This is a genomic window from Candidatus Epulonipiscium viviparus (assembly GCF_000171335.1).
Lineage (GTDB): Bacteria > Bacillota > Clostridia > Lachnospirales > Cellulosilyticaceae > Epulonipiscioides > Epulonipiscioides viviparus.
In genome coordinates, this window is record NZ_ABEQ01000053.3 from 1 (window position 1) to 22,826 (window position 22,826).

The following is a 22,826-nucleotide window of genomic DNA, read 5'->3' on the forward strand; positions in this document are numbered from 1 at the left end:
CAACGCTATATCCGCTATACAGAGACGAAAGAGCGATCGATGAAACTGTCGCAATGGCGAGAAAGAGAGAAAACTCGATGGTAGACTTAACGATAGCGATAACCGATAGCGTAAATGTGGGACTTCTATCATCTGATGTGTATTGGAACAGAGCGACTGTGGCAGAATCAATCGAAGCGCAAAAAGGAATCTGGCAAGCTGCATTAGATAAAGTAAACGCGAAGTAATAAGTTGTTCTTGTAAGGGGGATGTAAATGAATTTAAGAAAATTTTTATGCCTAGGATTGGCAGTATTAACGATAGGCGCGCTAACAGCTTGTGGTGGAGAAGAGGAAACAGCAGCAACTACCGAAACAGCAGCGCCAGTCGCACCCGTTGCAGAAGTAGCCGAGCCCGAAGAACCAGTTAGAGATTTGGGTGGTTTAGTTGTAACCATCGCAACATGGGCTGATGTTGTGGAACCGGAAGTTAAAAACTCCGCATACGAAGAAGCGTTGTGGGAGCATCGCCATGAGATGATGGAGAAACATAACTTTAAGTTTGAGGAGCTTGCATTGGCACCTTGGAACGGCATGCTCGAGTTGTTTTCCACATCGGTGTTGGCAGGCGACCCTGCGGCAGAGATATTYAGATTTCATGCAAACTATACATTGGCGGCAGCRCAAAGTGGCTTGGCATATGACTTGTCAACGTTAGATAGCATAGATGCAGATGACCCTGTTGTATGGAACCCATCTCTTGCAGAAGTTATGACGATAGGCGACGCGCAATACGGCATTGGAGAAAAGGGTCGTCCTAAGCAAATGCTATACTTCAATAAGCGATTATTTGAGGAAGCAGGATTAGATCCAAACTTGCCATACGAYTTGCAAGCATCGGGCGAGTGGACCTGGGAAACTTTTATGGAGCTCTCAGAAAAATTAACGAGAGATACAGATAACGATGGCATAAACGACACATATGCAATGGTAATGAATCCRKCTKCRTTTGCTGAARCTGTGATAATGTCAAACGGAGGAAGGCTGGTTTACGTTGATGAAAACGGTGACTATAAGCATGGGTTAGACGATGCGGAGGTGGTTGCCGCTCTTGAGTGGGCAGCAGATTACTGGAAAACCGAGTTCGACCTTGTTCCATCGCACTGGAATGGGCACAAAGATGCGTTTTTAACTAGCCAAGCTGCGATATATTTGGGAGGAGAATGGGAAAGCACAACGCTAACACAGGATCAAATGGCCGACGACTGGGGCTTAGTAACCTTTCCGAAAGGACCTAATGCGACGGGATATAAAGCAATCTATGGAGATCCGGGTTGGGTAATTCCGGCATCGTATTCAAAAGAGGAAGCCGAAGATATAGCATTTGCGTTAAACTTGTGGTATGGGCCAGTTCCAGGATACGACGGACCGGATGATTGGAAAACAGTGTTATATCCATTATATAGAGATGAAAGAGCGATCGACGAAACTATCGCAATGGTGCGAGAGCCAGAAAATTCGATGGTAAACTTAACGATAGCGATTTCCGATAGCGTAAATGTGGGGCTTCTATCATCTGATGTGTATTGGAACAGAGCGACCGTTTCAGAATCAATCGAAGCGCAAAAAGGAATCTGGCAAGCTGCATTAGATAAAGTAAATGCGAAGTAAAATATAGCTAGGGTATCGAAAAACGGTATCCTAGTTTTTTTTTCCACAACTTGCTAGTAGCATAAGTTAAATTCAAAAATTGAGTATACCGATATAAAACTTGATAGATACAATCGTACTTTTACATTGCCAATAGGATTAAAGAAGAGAGTGAAGAGGTGTTGGAGCGATAGGGCGGTGATAACATATATGTTTATAAACCTGATTTTGATATTGATACTAATTCAGCTGCAGAGATTAGCACAATAGCTGTTCCAGAGGGCACGACTAAGAATTATAATATAAATAAGAAAAAGAAATGCGCCGGCGTATTATTGCCAGCGCATTTTTTATTTGACAGCCAATGTTGCATAGAACGTGGGTAGATTAAAATTGTGAAGCAAACCGGACCCGTTAGTATCTTGGTAGATTTCTTTCAATGTGAAACCTGCCATAAGTTGCCCACCTATTTGCTCTTCTATAGTATGTGAAAACTGAATACCCCATCCGTTTGCAATAGACTGCTCGTAAAGCTCTTTATCGTTGAGTGGATTATACGGAAGAACGTATTCGAAGACGCCCTCTTGATCGCCAAATACAAAGTTGAGGCCATTGTCAAGACCAGCAAGTAAGCGCCCACCCTTTTTGAGAACTCGATAGCATTCGGCCCATATTGGCTCAACATTTTCCACATAACAATTGGATACCGGATGAAAAATCATATCGAAAGTTTCGTYGGCAAAAGGTAAKGGCTTGGTCATGTCGGCACGCACTATTTCGATCTCATAATTTTCACGTCGAGAAACAAGTCGCTCGCTTTCTAACTGAGATTCGGAATAGTCTAGTACTGTACAGACCGCWCCCAATGCCGCAAAGATAGGCATCTGCTGTCCACCACCWGAGGCCAGCCCCAGTACTTTTGCATTAGCAAGAGAAGGAAACCAGCTTTTCGGCACAGGCTTGGTTGGGGTTAGCAAAACATTCCARTTGCCCGTCTTTGCAGCAGCAAAAACTTCGGCTGCGATAGGTATGCCCCACTCCCAACCGTTTTGATTCCAGTCATCAAATGTCTTGGCATTAATCAGTCTATAGTCCATATATTATCTCCCTTTTACCAGGTATCGCTCTAATGTTTGTGTTTCATCGTACGGGGGAATAAAGACATTGATATGAGTTTGGTTCTTGGAAGAAATTTCGTTTAGCACGGTTTGAAAGCTTCGGGCATGTTTATCGATTCTCATAACCATTTCTATACCTCCAGTGACGTGAAGAAAGTAGCATTGGAGTTCATCAATAAATTTGCCAAATAAGTTTTTGGACTTAAAAGTAAATCGTTGAACTAGTTGACCCTGCGTTAAATAAGTTTCAGTAGTAGGATTATTGTAAGCAAACTTTGTAGTCAAGATGTTAATTATTTTTTCCAAATCCTTAGAAGGAAATACTTTCAGATTGGTTTTTATTTCTTTAGGAACTGGCAAATCAAATATCGTCTTTAGATAAGCAAACCTGGTAGTGGGTGTATCGGGCGAAATTCTAAGAGAGAAGTGTACCTCTTCTGTGGCACCGGCTGGGAGTGTAAATGCAGTAGCGCATCGGGTTTCGACCAACTTGGTGGCTCTGTGAGCCTTAGTATAGATCGTATAATAAGCAACGTCGATGCCTCGAAATTCCACAGCCCTTTTTCCTCCAACTAGCGATACAACCCCTTTTATCATTTCACCCTGTCTAATAATTTTGGTTTCAACTTTCGTATCCACATATGCGCAACCCATGCTCATCGCAGTGAAAGCATTAGCAAAAACACCCATTCAATTCTCCTATTGTGCGTATTCGTATATAAATCTATCCATTAAGATAGCCACACGTGTCGGGCCTTCTTGAAGATCCTCTATAGGAATAAATAAAGTTTTATAGGTTTCATCCATATCAAACGCATCTAAGAACGCAGTACTGAAGTTGCGAACTCGTTTATCGATTTCCATACAAACTTTGATGCCACCATCAACATGGAAGAAGTAGCATTCGATTTCGTCGAGATACTTTTTATAGTCAGAGTCTTCTCTAGGCACAAATTCAAATTCCTGAATAATTTCGTCGTGATATAAAATAGTTTGCGTTTCGATGAGCGCAAATTCGAGGCCTGAGTAAGTGCAAGAATAACAGTTTCCACTTCTCGAGAAGGGTATACATTAATCCTGTCAAAATCTTCAGGATCGTCTGCGAAGTCTACTTTTAGGCTGGTTCTCATATATACATTGCTTTTGTCATCTTCGCTAAGAAGGTCTTTTGTGGTAATAGGAGCGTTTGGTGGCAATGAAAGGCTAAATGGCAGCTCCACATCGGCATCCTCTTCTAATACAAAGTCTTCCGCTAACTGCAGCTCGCCAATTTTAGCAGTTTCAAGAACGACATCATCTTCTTCGCCAGAAAGGTACTCACCAAATAACTCAACAAAAATTCCATCAAACTTGATATCGCTGGAGCCGCCTCGTAAACAAATTATACCGGTGAGGTCGCCACCTTGTCTAACAGAATCATCATCAAAGATAGTTTCGATCTTTGCCTCGCCAAAACCTAATGACATAAACAATTTTGAAAATAGTCCCATAAAAATCTCCATTTCTATATTATAAGATATAGCAGTTACGGTAACTGTCTATTCGATAACATTGTATGCGTGAACGCATGTCCAATATACAAGTGATTTTATAACAAGAATTGATAAATTATAATAATGATAACGCTACATCCATCATGTTGGTAAACTTGGTTTGTCTATCTTCGGAAGACATTCCTTCTCCGGTGAAAGGGCAATCAGAAACCGTACACAGCGTAAGAGCTCTTTTGCCCAGTCTTGCGGCATTCATATATAATGCAGCAGATTCCATTTCAACACCTAATACACCCATTTTTTGCCAATCGGCTAAGCTATTTGCGTCATCATAAAACATGTCGCTAGCCAATAGATTGCCCACCTTGGATTTGTAGCCGAAGGCATCTGCAGATTCTTTGGCACGCCTAACCAAATCGAAATCGGCGATAGGAGCAAAAGTGCCTGGCAAATTATATTGTTGCGCATAGTTTGAGTTAGTACATGCTCCCATGCCGATGATGATATCTCCAATATGAAGATCTTCATCGATAGCTCCAGCAGAGCCGATGCGTATAATTGTATCAACTTCATAAAACGCAAACAGCTCGTAGGTGTATATACCAATCGAGGCCATTCCCATTCCATGACCCTGAACAGATACGGGCTTGCCTTTGTAGGTGCCGGTATATCCAAGCATTCCGCGTACTTCGTTATAAAGAACAGCGTTCTCTAGATAATTTTCAGCCAAAAATTTTGCTCGTAGCGGATCACCAGCCATCAGAACAGTTTTGGCGATATCTCCAAGTTTTGCCGAATTGTGTGGAGTTGGTGTGTTCATAAAAATCTCCTTTGCGTATTAGAATCTAGGCTCGATTAAACCATAAGAACTGTTTCGACGTTTGTATACAACGTTAACATCTTCTGTATCTTGATCTAAATAAACATAAAAATTGTGACCAACTAACTCCATTTGCATGATAGCTTCTTCTGCATTCATGGGTTTCATGGCAAATTTTTTCTTTTTGATAATGAATAATTCCTCTTCATCGTGATTTACTTCATCCATAAAGGCTGGGGTAAAAATGTGTTGCTCAGCTTGTCTATGTTTTGTGCGCAACTTATTTCTAAATCTGAGAACTTGTCTTTCTAAGATGGCGACAACATCATCCAAAATTTTATACATATTCTCGCCTTCGAGTTCTGCACGTAAAACTTGTCCATCAAAATTTATAGCCATTTCTACTGTTTGACGTTGCTTTTCAACAGTTATGGTGACTTGGATTACTGCTTCATCATTAAAATATTTTTCTAAACGGCTAATAGAATTTTGGATCGCGTCCTCCATCCCCTTGGTCATTTCAGTGTTTCTAGCAACTACATCATATTTCATATATTCATCCCTTCTAAAATGGTTATTTTGTCTTGTTTATGACAAGTTGGCACCATTATACACTATCAATAAATTTTTTGGTAGGGGGTAATGAAATTTTTTGACTAGCACATGCTCCTACATAAAAAGATTGAATATATATATATTTAAGGTTATAATTGGTTTAAATAATTTTTTGGAGGGATATAATATGAAAACAACTATTTTTACTGGCTCTGGTACCGCAATTATTACGCCGTTTACTGATTCTGGAGTGGACTTTTCAAAGTTAGAAGAACTGATTGAGTTTCAGGTTCATAACAAAACTGATGCGATAATCGTGTGTGGCACCACTGGAGAAACTCCAACTATGACAAAAGCTGAAAAAGAAGCAACAATAAAGTGCGTTGTAAAAGCAACTAACGAGAGGGTACCTGTAATTGCAGGAGCGGGGGGAAATGACACAAAGGCTGCAATAGAGGCTAGCAAATATGCAGAGAGTGTAGGCGCAGATGCGATACTTAGCGTTGTGCCATATTATAACAAACCCACGCAATATGGATTATATAAACATTTCGAGGCAATAGCGAAAGCGGTAAAAACTCCAATAATTTTATATAATGTACCGGGGAGAACGGTGGTTAACTTGGAGCCTGCAACTACAATAAAGTTAGCAGAGATAGATAATATTGTTGCGATAAAAGAGTGTGTCCTTTCTCAAATCGCCGAGTTGGCATATGCATTTCAAAAAAATAATTTTGGCATATATACAGGAGATGACCCGGTGTTTTTGCCTGCATTAGCATATGGAGCAACAGGGGTGGTATCGGTGATGGCAAATATAATTCCCAAAGATACGCATATGATACATGAACATTTCATACACAATCAGATYGATGTGGCACGAGAGTTGCAACTAAAAACTTTATCGTTGATAAAAGCATTGTTTATAGAATCAAATCCTGCGCCAACGAAAATGGCATTAAACTTGATGGGAATGAATGTTGGCAAATGTAGACTTCCGATTTCGGAGATGGATCCTAAAAATATAGAAGTGCTTACTAAAGAGATGAAAAAGTATGGTTTGTTAAAATAATGGAGGCGAACTAAAGCAGGGATTGTTCTTGCTTTAGAAAAAAAAAGTCTAAGCGAGAGTAGGACAAGTTATATAGAGCGCACAAATTTTACCAACTGGTATGCTATAACTATTTTGTTTTGCATACACGATATATATTATGGATAAATAATTAGATTATAAAATATACTATGGTATAATATGGTAGAAAGGAATGAAATATATGGCATTGATTAAGAAACATAAATATTTGGCGCTCATGATAATGTTGGCAACAACGGCTTTTCCTGTAATTACATCGGCAGCAGATTTGGGCGATGACTATGTGGGGGTAGGTATTGCTCCGCTTCCTGCTGTAGATTTATCTGATGATGCTGAAGGGGCAACTCAAGATTCTGATCATTCAAATAATTTGGTGAGCTTGGCGGAGTTTAATATGTTTTACGCACTAAACGAGCAACTCGCTGCATCTATACGTACCTTGCAAGCCAACCCATCRAAAATAGGAGGAATCGAATATGGCCCCGATCAACTCTTCACTGATGCGATGGGAGAGGATTATCTAAACCTTGAAAAATATTTGTATGAGGGATACGCATCTGCCACCGAGGGGTTATTGTCTCAAATAGAAGTTGCAGTCCTAACTCTCAAAGATTATAATAGCAAATTGCAAGTAGTCCAATGAAACCCGGAACGGGCGTTGATTATCGAGATAAAGTTGTGGAGCTGATGGACAAAATTTATGCAGTGAATGTGCATGCAGATGCGGGAGCCGCGGCGCCACCAATCAAGTTTAAAAATATATTGCTGGATAATGGGGCAACTAAAAAAGTAACGGTGGAACAATACGATGGATACGAAGTTCCGACATTGCAATGGGAAGAAGAGTTTCAGCCGTCGTTTTATACTGTCGAAGTAAATATGACAAACGCCGCGGGCAACTATATATCGGTTGAGCAAGGCGCACCTGTAACCACTTCAAATATTACAGATCCAGATAAACCGGTGTTGATTAAATATACAATAACAGATAATTCTACAAAGCAAGTGAATACATTTATGGTAGAAGTTCATGTTGTCGCTGCGAGTGTTCGCTCGGCAAGGGCCGCTCGTGTGGCACCCAATTCAGATAACGGAATCCCGATCTATTTGAGCAAGGTGGAAGGCGCCGACATTGCAATTGACAAATATTGGGTTAATGAATCGGTTCATAATAAGCTATATGAAGAGCTAGAAAAAGCGGCAGAAGCCGTAAAGCATATCCATCCGGAATCGTATGAAGCATTGATTACATTAGAAAGTACGAATCCAGAGACCGGTGAAATGTATACGAACCATCATGAGGTTGCCTATGGCGCTCCAGAACTACAAGAAGATGGCGGATACACAAATATGGGTGAATTGGAGGCGGTGCTAAATTCTTTATCGGATGCGTATAACACCTACATAGCGGAAGCAAAACTGGGAACTGATGAAGTTTCGGCATCGAATAAAGTTGGTAACTTTGAAATTATGGTAACAAAAGCTCTAATGGGACTTAAGGATATAGAGGGTCCGTTTCCGCCGGTGCTTCCAAATACAAGCGAGTTTGCAGGACTGATAGAGGATCCAGATACAATTGAGGCAGAGAGCAAGTTTTATAAGAGCGGTGCGGTGTACGTATATTTGGATGAAAATAATGAAGTATGCTTGAAGGCCGATGCGGTGGGAATGCGAATATACAAGCCACCATCTTATAAGCAAGAAGCTGGGCTAACCGTCGTCGATATTGCATATGATGGAAGATTTGAAGAGCTAGACGCAGGTTCATTTTTTGTAACGCCCGCAATTGCGGAGAGTGAGCAAGATTTGGGAGAGTGGCAGCCAGGCGGCGATACAGAAACTCCTTTCGTTACGCAAATGTTTATCAATATGGAAGATGTTTCGGAGCAAATTGGTTTGTTCCAAGATGAAGCCAATGCTTTTTATAAGCTCGATGGATTAGATAATGAAGAAAACAAATTGGGTGGTAGCGACTATGATGAGGAAGTTCAAGGTTCAATTACCGCATTGTTGAACGTCGCCATACAAGCGATTATAGATAGATCCGCCGCGTTCAATGCGGCACTGAAGCCAGGCACAAGACATGAGCAGCTGGCCATGTTGTTGCAACTACAAAAAATGTTGGTGCATCTGGGAATGGGAACTGTCAATGCGAGCGGTGCATTTGTGCCGTATAAAGATTTTGACGGAACTGTGGGCACTGCAGATGATGATTTAAAACTGCAGCCTGCAGCGATGATGAAGTTGCCTATGGGAGATCCTGGAGTTATTGCCGAAGATAATCTAGAGTTTAACATAGAAGATTATGAAGATAGTACGCTCGAGTCGATGAAAACTACGCAAAGAGATTTGTTTAATGTAAGCTCTATACTCGGCACCAACGTGAGTGCGGCAAAGCAATGGGTAACAATGGAAGAGCATGATGCGTTATATCGAGTTGCGGTAGAAGCATTGACCGTTGTGGCAACTGTTGAGTTTAAAGAACCAGTGGGTGACATGTTACCGGCGTTCCCATATGTGAAAACAGAAGCCGGCACCGACTATATTATAAATCCGGATCTAAAAACTAAAATATATACAGCAACGCAGATGTCGAACTTGGCAGACGAATTGCAAAATGAAATTACGGCATATGAACAGGCRGCAGAAGCCGGGATAACAGAAACATTATCGACYGCGATGACAACATTGCGAGGACAAATTAATAGCGGCGAAGACATCTTAACGATCGCGAGCCGAGAACTTGTTGCAGATACAAATCCAGACGACGCAATTGAGTTTGTTACCGAATACACACCAAGATCGATTGCAGTCGCCAATCTGGTTATTTCGGATGAAGGGTTATATAAGATTACAACAGAAGCAATGGACCCGATTCCAGATGCAGAAGTAACGCCAACGATCGACGAATCTATTGCAGGGATCGAGCAAGTTAAGATGGCAATGGATGTAACAGAAGCAAACGATACGCATTGGGTAACTCCAGAAACTGTGGACGCGTTAGATGCAGTTTTAACAGATGCAATCGAAAAGAGCGAGCTAGTATATTTGATATTGCCTACAAATTTGGTTTATGATTATGAGAATGCAGATGGCACAAATAAGCCAGGCATCGATGAATTGGTGCGTCTATTCTACGATGATAACGAGGTCTTTAATAATTTGGCAATAGACTTGGCGGGTGCGATAGAAAACTTCAACGATGCGAAAGTCGAATCATTGGCAGAAGAATATAAGACTGGGCAAGATCGCCTGGATGCGGCAATAAAAGGTGAGGGCAATCCGAAGACTGCAAGGTCGGTGGTTGTGGGAGATGAGTATAAGAGCATTGGCAAGAAAGATTCCGATATTTATTTGGCAGAGGACAATGCGGACCACCCAGATAACGCACCAGATGACAGAACTCTGGTATTTTCTGAAGATGGCTACCGATATAAGCGATATATATACGACGACAGAGAATGGACCGACCTGAGCCTTATTCCAACCAATGCTGGAATAAAATGGGTTAATTCGTTGGATCTGCAAGCATATGATAAAGCAATTGATAAGGTGGAGGGCATACTAGAGGGAACTATGCCTAGAACGTATCCGACGCCAGACAATGATCCAGATAAATTTGAGGATGCGRTATTTTCAATAGCATTCTTGCCAAACTTCGTATTAGATCCGGTTGGATATTTCGACCAAGTGATAACCGAATTAGATAAGGCAACAGATGACTTTAATGATACGAAGAAGGATCCTGTTCGTCCAACTGTAGATGGTTTYGATGARGCATACGCGGCGTTTATAGGAGGAACTACAACGTATAACGAAGGTGTTGCTGACATTAAGGCCGCAAACGTTAGATTACTAAAAGACGCTAACAACAATTCTACAGGGCAATATACATCAACCACAATCCATATTTCAAACGATGGATTAACAGGAATCGATGGAGCATTGCTAAACGATGATAACATTATAGACGACGCCGGAAAAGGTARGTATGTAGCGAAAGGCAACTTTGAACCGCTCAACCAGGTCCTTGTAGCCATCGACAAATTTATCAATAAGGATATTGCAGAACATACGGCAGAGTTTGGAGTAAATCCACARTATTTTGATATCCAGATGGAGTATTTACAAAATGCTATAGCCGCTTTTGATGCTATACGAGCAGATGAAGAAGTTGTATTGGATGCGTATATAGATGACTATAAGGCTGCRGTAGATGAGATTGCGAGCAAGATTAAYGAAGATTTGATCAACGCAAAAATTTTGGATGTAAATGCGGATGTGGATGGAATCGAAACGCTAGATGACCTGATAAATTTGGTATTTGATGTAGAAGGCAAGCTGGCGGATGTTCAATTGGATACAACAAGAGTTTTGATATCTCACGATGGATTGAGACCGGGAGCTTTTGATGATGGCTCAACAACCGCGACACACTGGACGATACGAGTGTTGTTTACAAATATAGCAGATGCGCTTGAGGGGATCGAACAAATCGTAACAGATGCTCTTGCCGGAAATCTAAATCATGTTAATGGGTTTATAAAGGCGAATACCCCAGGAGTTGAGAATACGTATTTCCAAACATTACCATCTGTAGAGTTGCTGGATGTTGCGTTRGAGAACTTTGAAGTTGTGCCTGCGGATAAGAGCTTTGAATTGAACGAAATGTTAGAAGACGCTATAATGTCTGCCAAACGAATTATCGGCTGGAAAGAAGAGGTCGATGCGGAAGGCAATGTGATACCAGAAATTGTGTCMCCATATCTAGTGAGCAATCAGCTGGGAATCGAGTTTCTCACTTTTGATATATTACGAAACGGGGACACCGATGCGAACGGATTTGACGATGTGGAAATTTCTCTGATGAGTGAGATTGAGTATATTGATGCGTCGCAAATATATGTTCTAGAACAGGCGATAAGAGTGGGATTGCTTGCGTCGACAGATTCTACGAAGCAGCAAGCACTCGATAAACTGACAGTGTTGATTGATGAGTTTGAGCCRAGAGTATTGGATTACAAAACGAGTTCCAAAGTATTGCTCTATAATCAGATATGCCAGATGGAAGCGATGCTAGAAGATGCGGATGGCGACAGAATTTTGGTAAGTGATAGCTATGGTGAAAATATTCCACTAGACAGAATGTACGTTACCAATGCGGTAATGACGATAATGCTAAACTCTATTGACTACTCATATACGATAGTAGACAAAATACAAAGTTTAACAGTAGATCAGGTTTTCAGCCAAGTGAATGCCAATATGAGTGCCATAGAAAGGTTTAAACCGCTTCCGGGAGAGGCAGACGAAGACGAATATGCGGCATTTGAAGAAGTTAGAGAAGTACTAATGGAAGAGATAAATAAGGCAGCAGCGCTTATTGCGAAGAAACCGATTACTGCAGAAGGAGTTATCGATGTAAATGCAGCAGTCGATACAGCAAATGCCGCGGTTATAAGYAAAGTACAAGGAACCGATATAAGCGGGCAAGATGAGAACGAGGACAATATTCCAGATGCCGGCGGAAARTGGGTCTATGACGTAACTTTCATGTCTTTTGATAATTCAATAAATGTTGCGATACAAGCATATAACGCAGCGAACTCGACAGTGGATTCTCTARAATATGCGAGTACAATTATGGTTAGAGATAGAGAAGCGTTTGAAAGATCGATCGAGTATGGCACCAAGGAAATATATACGGATCTTACGCAAAAGATGCAAGAGTATGTTGACAACGCGACTCTCGGAACCGAYGCATACATGGACAATGTCATATATGAAGAAGTGGCGCCTATACCTGCCTTTGAGGGATTAGCAGAAAGCATAATGGGTGGAATAGATATCGAGGCAACACAGCTTTGGGCAACMAAAATAGAAAAAGATAAACTTAGAAATATTGTAAACTATGCKCAAAACGTTTTGAAAAATAACGCCAACATTGCTGACAATCTTGTAACATATTCGTTAAAAACAGTGGTAAATGAATACGARAAATTGAAGACAGCGTACGAACTATTTTATGCCAGAGATTTAGACGGAAAGRTGATTCCAGGAAARGTTCCAAAAGTGAACTACGGATCAAAAGGCTTTGCTGATAGCGAGATTCGAAAGTCGATAGCTAATGCAGTAGCGATCATCAATGACCTAGTTTATTTGCAAGGTGCAGAAGCGCCAGTGGTAACATATACCACATACGACGGAGTGCCACTCAATAAATATGGATACGACAGATTTGATGCGGATGGAAATCCAATACCAGACGGAGACGAGGGCAACGGCAATGGCATTGATGAAGGCGGTGAAAAAGATATTCGAGTGAGCAATCGCAAAGGCATCGATGTTACAGTGAACGATGAATGGATTAATGCGCAAGATGTAGTTGTACTAGCAAGCGCGATACATGTGGTACAGTCCACGTTAGATAAATTTGATAACGGGCAAACAAACAAATTGGCCATGGATAATGCGGTGCTTGCATTGGAAARAGAAATAGGAAAGTTTGAAGACAAAGTAAAAGTGATGACCGAAGATTCGGTATCAGAAGATTATGTGGAAAACTACAATATGCTAAAACAAGCTATCGATGAAGCCATGGAGTTTATCGGCAAAGATCCAGAAACAGGGCTATTTGATTATGGCGATAGATATATGGACTGGGGAGCTGMCGATGTAATATTACAGGACGTTCCGTTGGGGATGAAAGCAATTCGTGGTAGCGTTGGAGGCAGAGGCGATGATGTAGTCTATAACGAAGAGGTGTATTGGGTGCCAATTGGAAATTATAAGGCATATGAAGCGGCAATTGCTGCAGCACAAAAAGCGTTGCTACTATATACTTCTACAGAAGATTCGCTAGAGGCGGCATTGCGCTCGTTACAAAACTCAACTAATTCGATGGTAGATGTCGCAATTACGCAGATTAATGGCAAGCCTAGACATGGTCGAAACGAAGAATTTAATCTTGCGGTCGCTGATTTAAAAGCCAAATTGGAAGAAGCGAAAACGTTAGCTGAAGCAACATTAGTGAGTGTTGATGGATCTGATATTMAGGATYTTKATAACTGGGTACCTGCAAGTTATATGAACCTGATAGAAAGTCGAATAAAAGTATCGCAACAAGCGATCGATAATTCATACGGCAACTTTTTGATAGATGAAGCTACTGGCGAGGCAGTAATTGATCCTGAAACCGGATTTAAAATATCGTTAGGAAACGATACCACGACGCTGGAGACAATTGAAATACATCTCCAGAATTTGACGGCAGCAGTTTCTATATTTAGTGAAAACCTTAATCAAGGTGAAATTATTGGAACAGATCCAAAATATGATGCCGCTGAAGCTAAAGCTGCACTGAAAAAGTCAGTAGATAAAGCGATGGATTTGGGACTAACAAAAGTGAGCTTAAGACAAGGCACCGACGTGGCAGAAGGAATTACTTGGGTTACCCATAAGCCGTTTTTGAAGGATCCGCGAGCAGAGGGATATCCGGATGTATCGGAAGTCTCTAAGCCAGTACCGCCAATCACATATATTAAAAATGCAGCATATGTGGCAAATTTAATGTATTTAAAAACAGAGGTTGATGAAGAGGGAAATAAAATTTCAATTTTTGCTAAAGAAGATTATGAGAGTGCGAAAACAATATTGGAGGATCAAATAAAAGTATTCGAAACCGTAATGAAAAATGATGATAATAACATTCCACCTGATGAAATACATTCTAAGCCTATAATAATTTTGGGAACAGAAGGGATAGGTGGAGAAGGATCGCAAGAAGCGGTCTTAGATGCTAAAAAATTGGTTGACGACAAGATTTTTGAAGTTAAGGCAAGACTCTCAGAAACAACAATGGTACCGAATAGCGTTTGGGAGGGTGCCGGAGAAGATTCAACAGCGCCAGGATATGGATATGCTGGAGATGCCGAAGAGGCATATAAGAGAAGGTATATAATGGATGGCAGATATTATGCGCACGAAAAAGTGTACCGGGATCTCAATACAGCTGTTAACGCTGCAGTTACAGCAATGAGACGACCAGACATATTGGCAGAAGAGCTAATTGGAGACGGGGCTGTGTTAGATACCCTAGAAGATGCATTAGAAAAATTCCTCGATGTTGATAACGGTGGTAGAAAGCTAAAAGGCGCATATACGGCAGAGACATCGCCGGTAGAAAAGGCCCGAGTGTTCATCAATGACCTTCTATCTGCAGAAACAGATGATGGAACAGACTATAGAACGACGATACCAAACACAGTGYTAGTGCCAGGCGATGAGGAGGCAACGATAGAAGCGATATGCAATTACATTAAGAATCTGATTAGTGTCGCGGTTAAAGAAGTAGATATTATGGTAACAGGAGAAGCGCCGGGATATGAGGCACCGGGAGAAACTACGGGCCCTGATGTTGATGAAGAAAAAGGCGCGGTGGGAACATTTGTAGGCTTTGAAGTTGCCTTTGCGGACGGCACAACAATAGATGCGAACAACAATGGTGATCAGCTAGGAGTTTTTGTAGATTCGCTAGATTGGGAAAATATTTTGGCAGAAAGAGTTGAAGAGGCAGTCGCACTAGTGAAAGCGAATAGGGCAGCGTATGTATTGCCAGCAAGATATGATCACGATGCGGAYATGGCAACAGCAGAAATTCAAATAACAGAGGAGCATTCGGCAGAACTTATTACAGCAATGATACAAGATCTGCTAGTAGATAACGGATTTACAGATTTTGAAGTAACAGTTAACACCGTACCRAGAACATTCTCTCCTGCAACAGATGGCAACTATGCAAATCCAGACGGCATTCAGGGAAGATATACGTTTACAGTAACATTGAAGCATGCGCCAGTGGTTGCCCGAAGAGATGTTGTGCGCGAAGATAATGTAGGGATATATACAATAGAGACGGCGCCAATTGATGCGGTAATTGAGCCAAACGTATTGCCAAACGAATTTGATACTGCGGCATTGATAGCGGCAAAAGATGTAATAGGTAGAGAAACATACGCTAGCATACCAGCAGAAAACAATAGCGAATTTGGTGCCAAAACTAAAATGAGCGAACAAATCGCAACGTTGCTTAATAGGCCAGAAACAACGGGTGTTACATTCGAAATAGTAACGACAAAATTTACTGCGGCCAAAAGACCTACTAATACCGCTCCAGCAGAAACGGGATTATATGAGTTTATGATTAATCTATTTAAAGGAGTACAAAAAGATGTAGTTATTGATCAGCAAGTAGGAATAGCAGCGCCGGGGCTTGATCTGGCACAAGATGATCTTGATGCTTTGAAGAGTGCATTAGAAAATACAGAGCCGCCATTTAATTTTGCGCTAAGTGTAGACAACGCAAAAACTTCAGACGATGCGAAGCAAGCTGTTAAATTAAAAGTAGAGGAATATTTAACAGGCACTGGAGGAATTGATAATGCGATAAGTACAGAAGTGACAGTAAGCACAGTAATGTTCGATGCAGCAGATGCGAGCGAAAACGGGCGTTATAAATTCCGGGTAACAGTAAATGCAGTAATGGGCGATGATGTGCAAAAATCTATTGTGACCAATACGATAGAAAGCGAAATAGCCAGTGTCGCGGCACGAGTGAGTGCGATGTTACCAGAGGGAATGACATTACCAGAATTTGAGACAGAATTTCAGGTTGATTATTATGCGGAGATAGAATATTTTGAAGAACCAGAATTTGAGATACCGGAAATAGAGATTTTGGATGTACCAAGCGAAGAATTTTATCCTGACGATGAATATATAGCGATAGAATCTTTTGACGAGCAAGAATTTGATGAGCAGGAGTTTTATTTGGAAGAAGYTTATGAATACTTTGAAGAGATTCCGTTTGAAGAAGAGATGATTTTTGAAGAGATGATTTTTGAGTAAATAGTAGCACCTATAGTTGCTTTAATTGCATTTGCGATTAGGGCAGCTTTTTTTGATGCAAAAGAACCCTCACAATAACTTGCGAGGGCGGAAGGTTAGTGATTATCTTGAAGCTTTTTGATTTGCTCATTGATCTGATTTTGAATAGTATTTTGAATATCTAATGCCAAAGACTTTGCAATTGTGTTTACCTGAGTTGCAGCAGGTCTATTTCTTATTCTATCTGCTAAAACGAAGAAAGCATTAGTGTAGGCATCATATTTAGGGATATATGGGCCAGATTCGGATTGTCTTATACCAGATAAAATTAAGTATAAATTATCGTGATGATCTATGATCTGCCCTACTGGGTCAGTAAGATTAAATTTTTTGGCAACGGGCTTTGTGAGAAAGATTGTGCCTACTGCAGTTTTTTGTATAGATTCTAAATGGGCACTGTATTCTTCAACAGATAATATGGTTAATAACTCCTTATTTGGTATTGCTTGCATGGCAGCTGCAACGTCTTTGCATACTAAGATTATATCGTTCATAGTAAACTCCTCCTTATAGTAAAATATATATTATCTATCTTATGAAATATAGACAAGTATTAATGCATATTTGTGTACGAAATATTAGTTATTTTTTAAATATTGAATAGATTGAGAAAAAATGTTAAAAAGATTGCATTTTAGAAAGTTAAATGATAATATCTAAATATTAAATTTGAAAGGAGATAGTTATGCAACTAGAAGAAATTTATAGAGTAAATATTCCGAGCGACATCAATTTAAAAGAAACGTCACAAATGTGTGGAGATATTGGAGATCAGCCAAACCAGCGAACCTTTGGAGCATTTTTATATATCAATTCGCATATGGAATTTCAAGAAATTAGAGGCTTGGGAGGAGCATTTAGTGAATTAGGAGGAAAGGCGTTACTGGCACTTTCAGATGAGGATCAAAAGCAAGTGTGCAAAGATATTGTGTACGATAAATTTAATTATTTTAGGCTTCCGATTGGTGCGAGCGACTTTGCATTGGATGCGTATAGTTTAGACGATGTGGAAGATGATTTTGAGATGGAATCATTTAGCTTAGAGCGAGATGAAAAATATATGATTCCGTATATGGCGATGTGTAGAGCGTACGCACCTAATATGGGAATACACGCATCTCCTTGGAGCCCTCCGGCTTGGATGAAAGATAACAAGCAAATGGCAGGAGCTGGGGGAGCGGGCAAATTGATAGACGACCCGAGGTATTATGACGCTTATGCCAAGTATTTTGTAAGAGTAGTAGAAGAGTATGCGAACAAAGGCTTTGATATAGATAGAATAAACGTGCAAAATGAGCCAGAAGCAAACCCGATATTTCCGGGCTGCAATATGGATGTGCAGCAAATGGCAAAATTGATACGAGATCATATGGTACCAGCATTTGAAGCAGCAGAATTAGATACCAAAATTTTTGCGGGTACATTTAGAACTATAAACGAGGCAACAGCGTGTGAATTTTTGAGTGAAAATCCAGGAATAGAAGAATATATCGAAGGAATTGGAACACAGTATACGACAATGCAACCGCTGTATAATATTTTGCAAAACTATCCGGGGCTTAAGTTGATGCATACAGAAAGCGTATGTTATAAAGGCGAAAATACTTGGGAACAAGCAATAGCATTGTATATGAATATAGTAAATTATATAAACGCGGGTTGTGACACATTCACATACTGGAACATGATCCTAAATACAAAAGGCACAAGCACCTGGGGTTGGAAACAAAACAGCATGGTAACGATTGATGAAGAGGAAAAAACTTATCAGTATAATCCAGATTTTTATGTAATGGCATTAGCGGGAAAATGCATTAAGCCAGGGGCAAGAAGAATTGTCTACGCCGCAAGAAGCAAGGTGGGAATAGCATTCAAAAATGTAGACGGAAGCATTCACTTTATGGTCAGCAACTTTTTAGATAAGGAAGACGTTGGAACAGTAACAATTGATCAGGAGAAATTTGAACTAAAATTAAAACCTATGTCTATTACAGCGTTTAAAGTGAGCTAAATGTTAAAAGAAAGCATCACAACCCTTAGTGGAATGGGTGAGCAAACAGCAAAAAGGTTCTATCGGTTGGGGATATATACAATAGCAGAATTGATGGAATATTTTCCCAAAAAGCATGAAGACCGATCGAAGGTAACGCCAATAGAAGCGGCRGTACTAGATGAGGCCAACAATATTGTTGCAACTGTAATCAAAGAGCCAATACTGAAAAAAGTCAATAATAGAGTTATGGTATCATTTGAAGTTTCTGATGGTACGGAACAAATGACGATTATATTTTTTGAACAGCCTTATATGAAAAATAATTTTCATGTAGGGCTGATCTATAATTTTTACGGAACCGTAAAGTTGAAATATAATAAATTGAACATGGTTTCTCCATCATATCAAACACTTGAGAAATATACTCAACAGACCAAGCTAATTCCCGTTTACGCATCGACATATCAACTATCCCAATTTATCATACGCAAACATATAAAAAATGCAATAGATATTGCAATATGTAATGTATCAGATGTGATCCCAACTGATATTGTAGCAAAACATAATTTAATGCCAAAAAGACAGGCGATAGAAAACATACATTTTCCGAAGGACGATGCTAGTTTCGTTGAAGCAAGGAGGCGTCTAGTATTTGAAGAATTATTTTTATTGCAGTTGAGTTTATATATATTGAAATCAGATTTTAGGCAAAAGCAGGCTGGGACAGTAAAACAATCGCCAGTAGATTTGGAAGCATTTGTGGAGACTTTGCCATTTAAACTAACTGCGGCCCAGCAACGAGTGGTCAAAGAAGTAGCAGCAGATCTAAAATTATTGGGGGCAGCAAATCGATTGATCCAAGGCGATGTAGGGTCTGGAAAGACGGTGGTTGCGGCAATAGCATTGTTTATAGTAGTTCGAAACGGCTTTCAGAGCACATTGATGGCACCGACGGAGGTTTTGGCAAGGCAACACTTTGAGTTTTTAGAAAAAACTTTTGAAGCATTTGATATATCTGTTGCATTATTGACGGGGTCGACTACAAAGAAACAGAAGATGGGGCTATTAGAAAAGCTTGCAAAGGGAGATATTGATATATTGGTAGGAACCCACGCATTGATAGAAGATAACGTGGTGTACGCAAAATTAGGATTAGTAATTACTGATGAGCAGCATAGATTTGGAGTGAGACAACGACTTAGCCTGGCACAAAAGGGAGATTTTCCAGATGTGTTGGCGATGACCGCGACACCAATTCCGAGAACATTGGCATTGATATTGTATGGCGATATGGATATTTCTACAATAGACGAGTTGCCACCTGGCAGAACCCCGATAAAAACTAATGCAGTGGACAGCCGATACTATGCTAGAATCTATAAATTTATGAGAGAGCATGTGAGTAATGGACGGCAATGTTATATTATATGTCCGATGGTAGAGGAAAACGAAAAAGTAGAAAATGTTAAAGATGTGATATCGTATGCTGAAAAGTTGCAAGCAGAAGAATTTGCAGGATTGGCTGTTGAGTATTTACACGGCAAGATGAAAGCCAAAGATAAAAATAAGATTATGGAACGGTTTGCTAATGGCGAAATAGATATATTGGTTTCGACAACAGTAGTAGAAGTGGGAGTAAACGTGCCCAACGCGACGATAATTTTAATAGAAAATGCGGAAAGATTTGGGTTATCGCAATTGCACCAGCTGCGAGGAAGAGTAGGGCGAGGGAGCTATGAATCATTTTGTATATTGGTAAGTGATTCATATAATAAAGATACGAGGGCACGGCTCAAAATAATGCAAGAAACCACGGATGGATTTAAGATAGCAGATACGGACTTACAGTTGCGTGGATCTGGAGAATTTTTTGGAACACGCCAGCACGGGTTACTAGAAATGAAGATAGCGAATATGTATACAGATATAGATGTGCTTAAAGTAGTGCAGCAAGAGGTTGAAAACATTATGGAAGCGGGGATATACGGATATTCAGATTTGTTTAACTTTATGCAAAATGAATATAATCCGATGGCACCAGTTTTATAAGGAACAGTAGAGGGGATTAAAATGGAATTTGTAGCATTTAAGGATGAAGCGAAAGTTTTAGAAGAGATGAAAGAGTTATATGAGGAGTCATTTCCAGCAGTAGARAGAGCGTCTATGCGATGGATAAGAAGGCAAGCGAGAACGCAACATGCGGATTTGTTTGGCATATACGAGAAACAAAAATTTGTAGGATTTGTRTATCTAATTTACCATAAAGATTTGGTATATATAGTATTTTTTGCAGTAGCAAGAGAATTGCGAGGCAAGGGGTATGGTACAAAAATTTTGGTAGCGTTGAGAAAAAAAGTAGCAGGCAAAAAGTTGATATTAGACATAGACGCACTTAGTGATATGGCAGCTGATGCGGAGATTAGAGTTAAACGCAAGGAGTTTTATATTAGAAACGGGTTTGTAGAYACAGAAATAAGAGTTTGTATTTATGGGGTAGATGCAGAAGTGATGGCTTTGGGAGGGGAAATTTTTAGAGAAGACTTTGAGGGAGTGTTAAAGCAATATTTAGGAAAAGCTAGATACTATGCATTTATAAAATTTGAATAGAAAGATGTGTTTAACTGTTTTGAGGAGGAATAAAATGAAATTTGTAACATTAACCCAAAATGCGAAAATCACACATGACATTAAGCCATTGTATGTAAAGTCATTTCCCATAACCGAGAGAATACCCTTTTGGTTATTTAAATCTAAAGCCAAAAAAAGCTATGTTGATCTAGTGAGTGTATATGATGAGAAAAAATTTGTGGGGTTTATGTATCTGATATACGACAAAGACCTAGTGTATGTACTGTATTTGGCGACGTCACTGCGAAGACACGGATACGGCAGTAAAATTTTGGGTGAGTTAAAAAAGCGAGTACCAGGCAAAAAAATATTTTTGAATATAGAAGCATTAGACGATACTGCAGCTAATGCAAAGCAAAGAATGAGACGCAAGGAATTTTATGAAAATAATGGATTTGTTGATAGCGGAATACGAGTGTGTGAAGCTACAATGGAGATGGAAACCATGAGTTATGGAGGCATCGTAACAGAAAGTGACCTAGAAGTTGTGTTAAAGAAATACTTAGGAACAGCGTTATTCAAGATGTTTATAAGATAAAGAAGAAGATGCTTTTGCAAGAGAAGAAATAACTTTTGCAGAAGCATATTTTTGTAAAAAATATTTACATATATAAGTATACTAAGTAAAATAAAGGGCAATAATCTGTGTATTAAAAACTAAAAATTGAAAGGAAGATAAAAATAATGAGAGATGGACATATTCATACTAATTATTGCCCGCATGGGAGCAAAGACACGATGGAAAAATATATAGAAAGAGCGATAGAGCTGGGAATAACAGAAATATCATTTACGGAGCATTTTCCATTGCCAAAGGAGTTTTTGGAATGCTATCCACAATTTAATAATGATGGAAATATGCAAGAGCAAGAGTTGGAGCCATATATAAAAGAGGTGGAGTGTGTTAAGGAGAAATATAAGAATAAACTCAAAATTAATGTAGGAGTAGAAGTAGACTATATAGAAGGCTATGAGCAAGAGATAGCAGCTATGTTGAATAAATATGGTCAATTTTTTGACGATGGAATTTTATCAGTGCACATTATTAAAGTAGGTGAAAAATACTTTAGTATAGATTATAGCCAAGAGAGCTTTGATGAGTTAGTARAAATAGCAGAAGGATTAGACAAGGTTTATCAAATTTATTTTGAGACTGTTAAGAARTCTGTAGAAGCTGATATAGGAAAGTATAAACCAACGCGAGTGGGGCATCTCAATTTAGTGAGAATTTATAGCCAAGATTTTGTAGTTGACTATAGTAAGTTCCCGATAGTAGCAGAATTGCTAGAAGCTATGAACAAAAATAAATATACAATTGACTATAATATTGCAGGTGAACGCAAAGAAAATTGCGAAATATATATTGATGATTATCTGTTTCGTAAACTATTAGAGTGGGACATAAAAATGATATACGGATCTGATGCGCATTCAGCAGAAGATTTAGTTTCATTAGTAAAATATATAGAGTGAAATAGGGCATAAAATAAGGCACCTCAAAATTGTGGGGTGCTCTTTTTATAACATAAATTATTTTATATCCCATAAGC

The 22,826-nt window shown here is 39.6% G+C and carries 15 protein-coding genes and 3 pseudogenes; 10 read left to right on the forward strand and 8 right to left on the reverse strand.

Annotated features, from left to right (window positions below):
• A pseudogene (locus EPU_RS13935) lies at positions 1–227 on the forward strand (ABC transporter substrate-binding protein); the annotation flags it as partial.
• 27 nt (positions 228–254) lie between these two features.
• Positions 255–1,649, forward strand: a complete 1,395-nt coding sequence (locus EPU_RS08220; protein WP_029488249.1) for an ABC transporter substrate-binding protein — start codon at positions 255–257, stop codon at positions 1,647–1,649.
• Between the two features lie 329 nt (positions 1,650–1,978).
• Here EPU_RS08220 and EPU_RS08225 read toward each other — a convergent pair whose 3' ends face one another.
• The 7 genes and pseudogenes from EPU_RS08225 to hpf form a co-directional block, all read right to left on the reverse strand.
• Entirely contained in the window at positions 1,979–2,725 is a 747-nt protein-coding gene (locus EPU_RS08225; protein WP_029488250.1) for a class I SAM-dependent methyltransferase, read from the reverse strand.
• Positions 2,726–2,728: 3 nt separating this feature from the next.
• Positions 2,729–3,436 (reverse strand): sporulation protein, encoded by a 708-nt coding sequence (locus EPU_RS08230; protein ID WP_010168326.1) that lies wholly within the window; start codon positions 3,434–3,436, stop codon positions 2,729–2,731.
• A 9-nt stretch (positions 3,437–3,445) separates the two neighbouring features.
• Entirely contained in the window at positions 3,446–3,610 is a 165-nt protein-coding gene (locus tag EPU_RS13940; RefSeq protein ID WP_010168328.1) for a hypothetical protein, read from the reverse strand.
• A gap of 42 nt (positions 3,611–3,652) precedes the next feature.
• Positions 3,653–3,697, reverse strand: a pseudogene (locus EPU_RS14615) (hypothetical protein); the annotation flags it as partial.
• An 83-nt stretch (positions 3,698–3,780) separates the two neighbouring features.
• Positions 3,781–4,248: pseudogene (locus EPU_RS08235) on the reverse strand (sporulation protein); the annotation flags it as partial.
• Positions 4,249–4,354: 106 nt separating this feature from the next.
• Positions 4,355–5,059, reverse strand: coding sequence for a purine-nucleoside phosphorylase (gene deoD, locus EPU_RS08240; RefSeq protein WP_010168330.1), 705 nt, complete (start codon positions 5,057–5,059; stop codon positions 4,355–4,357).
• Between the two features lie 18 nt (positions 5,060–5,077).
• Positions 5,078–5,611: a ribosome hibernation-promoting factor, HPF/YfiA family gene (gene hpf, locus EPU_RS08245; protein ID WP_010168331.1), complete on the reverse strand. Its 534-nt coding sequence runs from the start codon at positions 5,609–5,611 to the stop codon at positions 5,078–5,080.
• Between the two features lie 190 nt (positions 5,612–5,801).
• On the opposite strand from hpf, the gene dapA reads away from it, so the two are divergent.
• From dapA to EPU_RS08260, 3 genes are all read left to right on the forward strand, one after another.
• Positions 5,802–6,686: a 4-hydroxy-tetrahydrodipicolinate synthase gene (dapA, locus tag EPU_RS08250; RefSeq protein ID WP_029488251.1), complete on the forward strand. Its 885-nt coding sequence runs from the start codon at positions 5,802–5,804 to the stop codon at positions 6,684–6,686.
• 202 nt (positions 6,687–6,888) lie between these two features.
• Complete coding sequence (locus EPU_RS08255; protein WP_010168334.1) at positions 6,889–7,350, forward strand: hypothetical protein; 462 nt, start codon at positions 6,889–6,891, stop codon at positions 7,348–7,350.
• Entirely contained in the window at positions 7,347–16,613 is a 9,267-nt protein-coding gene (locus tag EPU_RS08260) for a hypothetical protein (protein WP_029488252.1), read from the forward strand. Before EPU_RS08255 ends, EPU_RS08260 begins: the two co-directional genes overlap by 4 nt.
• Before the next feature lie 95 nt (positions 16,614–16,708).
• Here the strand turns inward: EPU_RS08260 and EPU_RS08265 are convergent, their stop codons facing one another.
• Positions 16,709–17,146, reverse strand: coding sequence for a hypothetical protein (locus EPU_RS08265; protein WP_010168339.1), 438 nt, complete (start codon positions 17,144–17,146; stop codon positions 16,709–16,711).
• A 191-nt stretch (positions 17,147–17,337) separates the two neighbouring features.
• On the opposite strand from EPU_RS08265, the gene EPU_RS08270 reads away from it, so the two are divergent.
• The 5 genes from EPU_RS08270 (at position 17,338) to hisJ (ending at position 22,749) form a co-directional block, all read left to right on the forward strand.
• Positions 17,338–18,663, forward strand: coding sequence for a glycoside hydrolase family 30 protein (locus tag EPU_RS08270; protein WP_010168343.1), 1,326 nt, complete (start codon positions 17,338–17,340; stop codon positions 18,661–18,663).
• Positions 18,664–20,697 (forward strand): ATP-dependent DNA helicase RecG, encoded by a 2,034-nt coding sequence (recG, locus tag EPU_RS08275; RefSeq protein WP_010168344.1) that lies wholly within the window; start codon positions 18,664–18,666, stop codon positions 20,695–20,697.
• Positions 20,698–20,718: 21 nt separating this feature from the next.
• Positions 20,719–21,255, forward strand: coding sequence for a GNAT family N-acetyltransferase (locus tag EPU_RS08280; RefSeq protein WP_029488253.1), 537 nt, complete (start codon positions 20,719–20,721; stop codon positions 21,253–21,255).
• Between the two features lie 34 nt (positions 21,256–21,289).
• Positions 21,290–21,814 carry a GNAT family N-acetyltransferase gene (locus EPU_RS08285; RefSeq protein WP_010168346.1) on the forward strand — a complete coding sequence of 175 codons (525 nt, stop codon included), beginning with the start codon at positions 21,290–21,292 and terminating at the stop codon, positions 21,812–21,814.
• 146 nt (positions 21,815–21,960) lie between these two features.
• On the forward strand, positions 21,961–22,749 hold the full coding sequence (gene hisJ / locus EPU_RS08290; protein ID WP_029488254.1) for a histidinol-phosphatase HisJ: 789 nt from the start codon (positions 21,961–21,963) through the stop codon (positions 22,747–22,749).
• Positions 22,750–22,826: the final 77 nt, after the last annotated feature.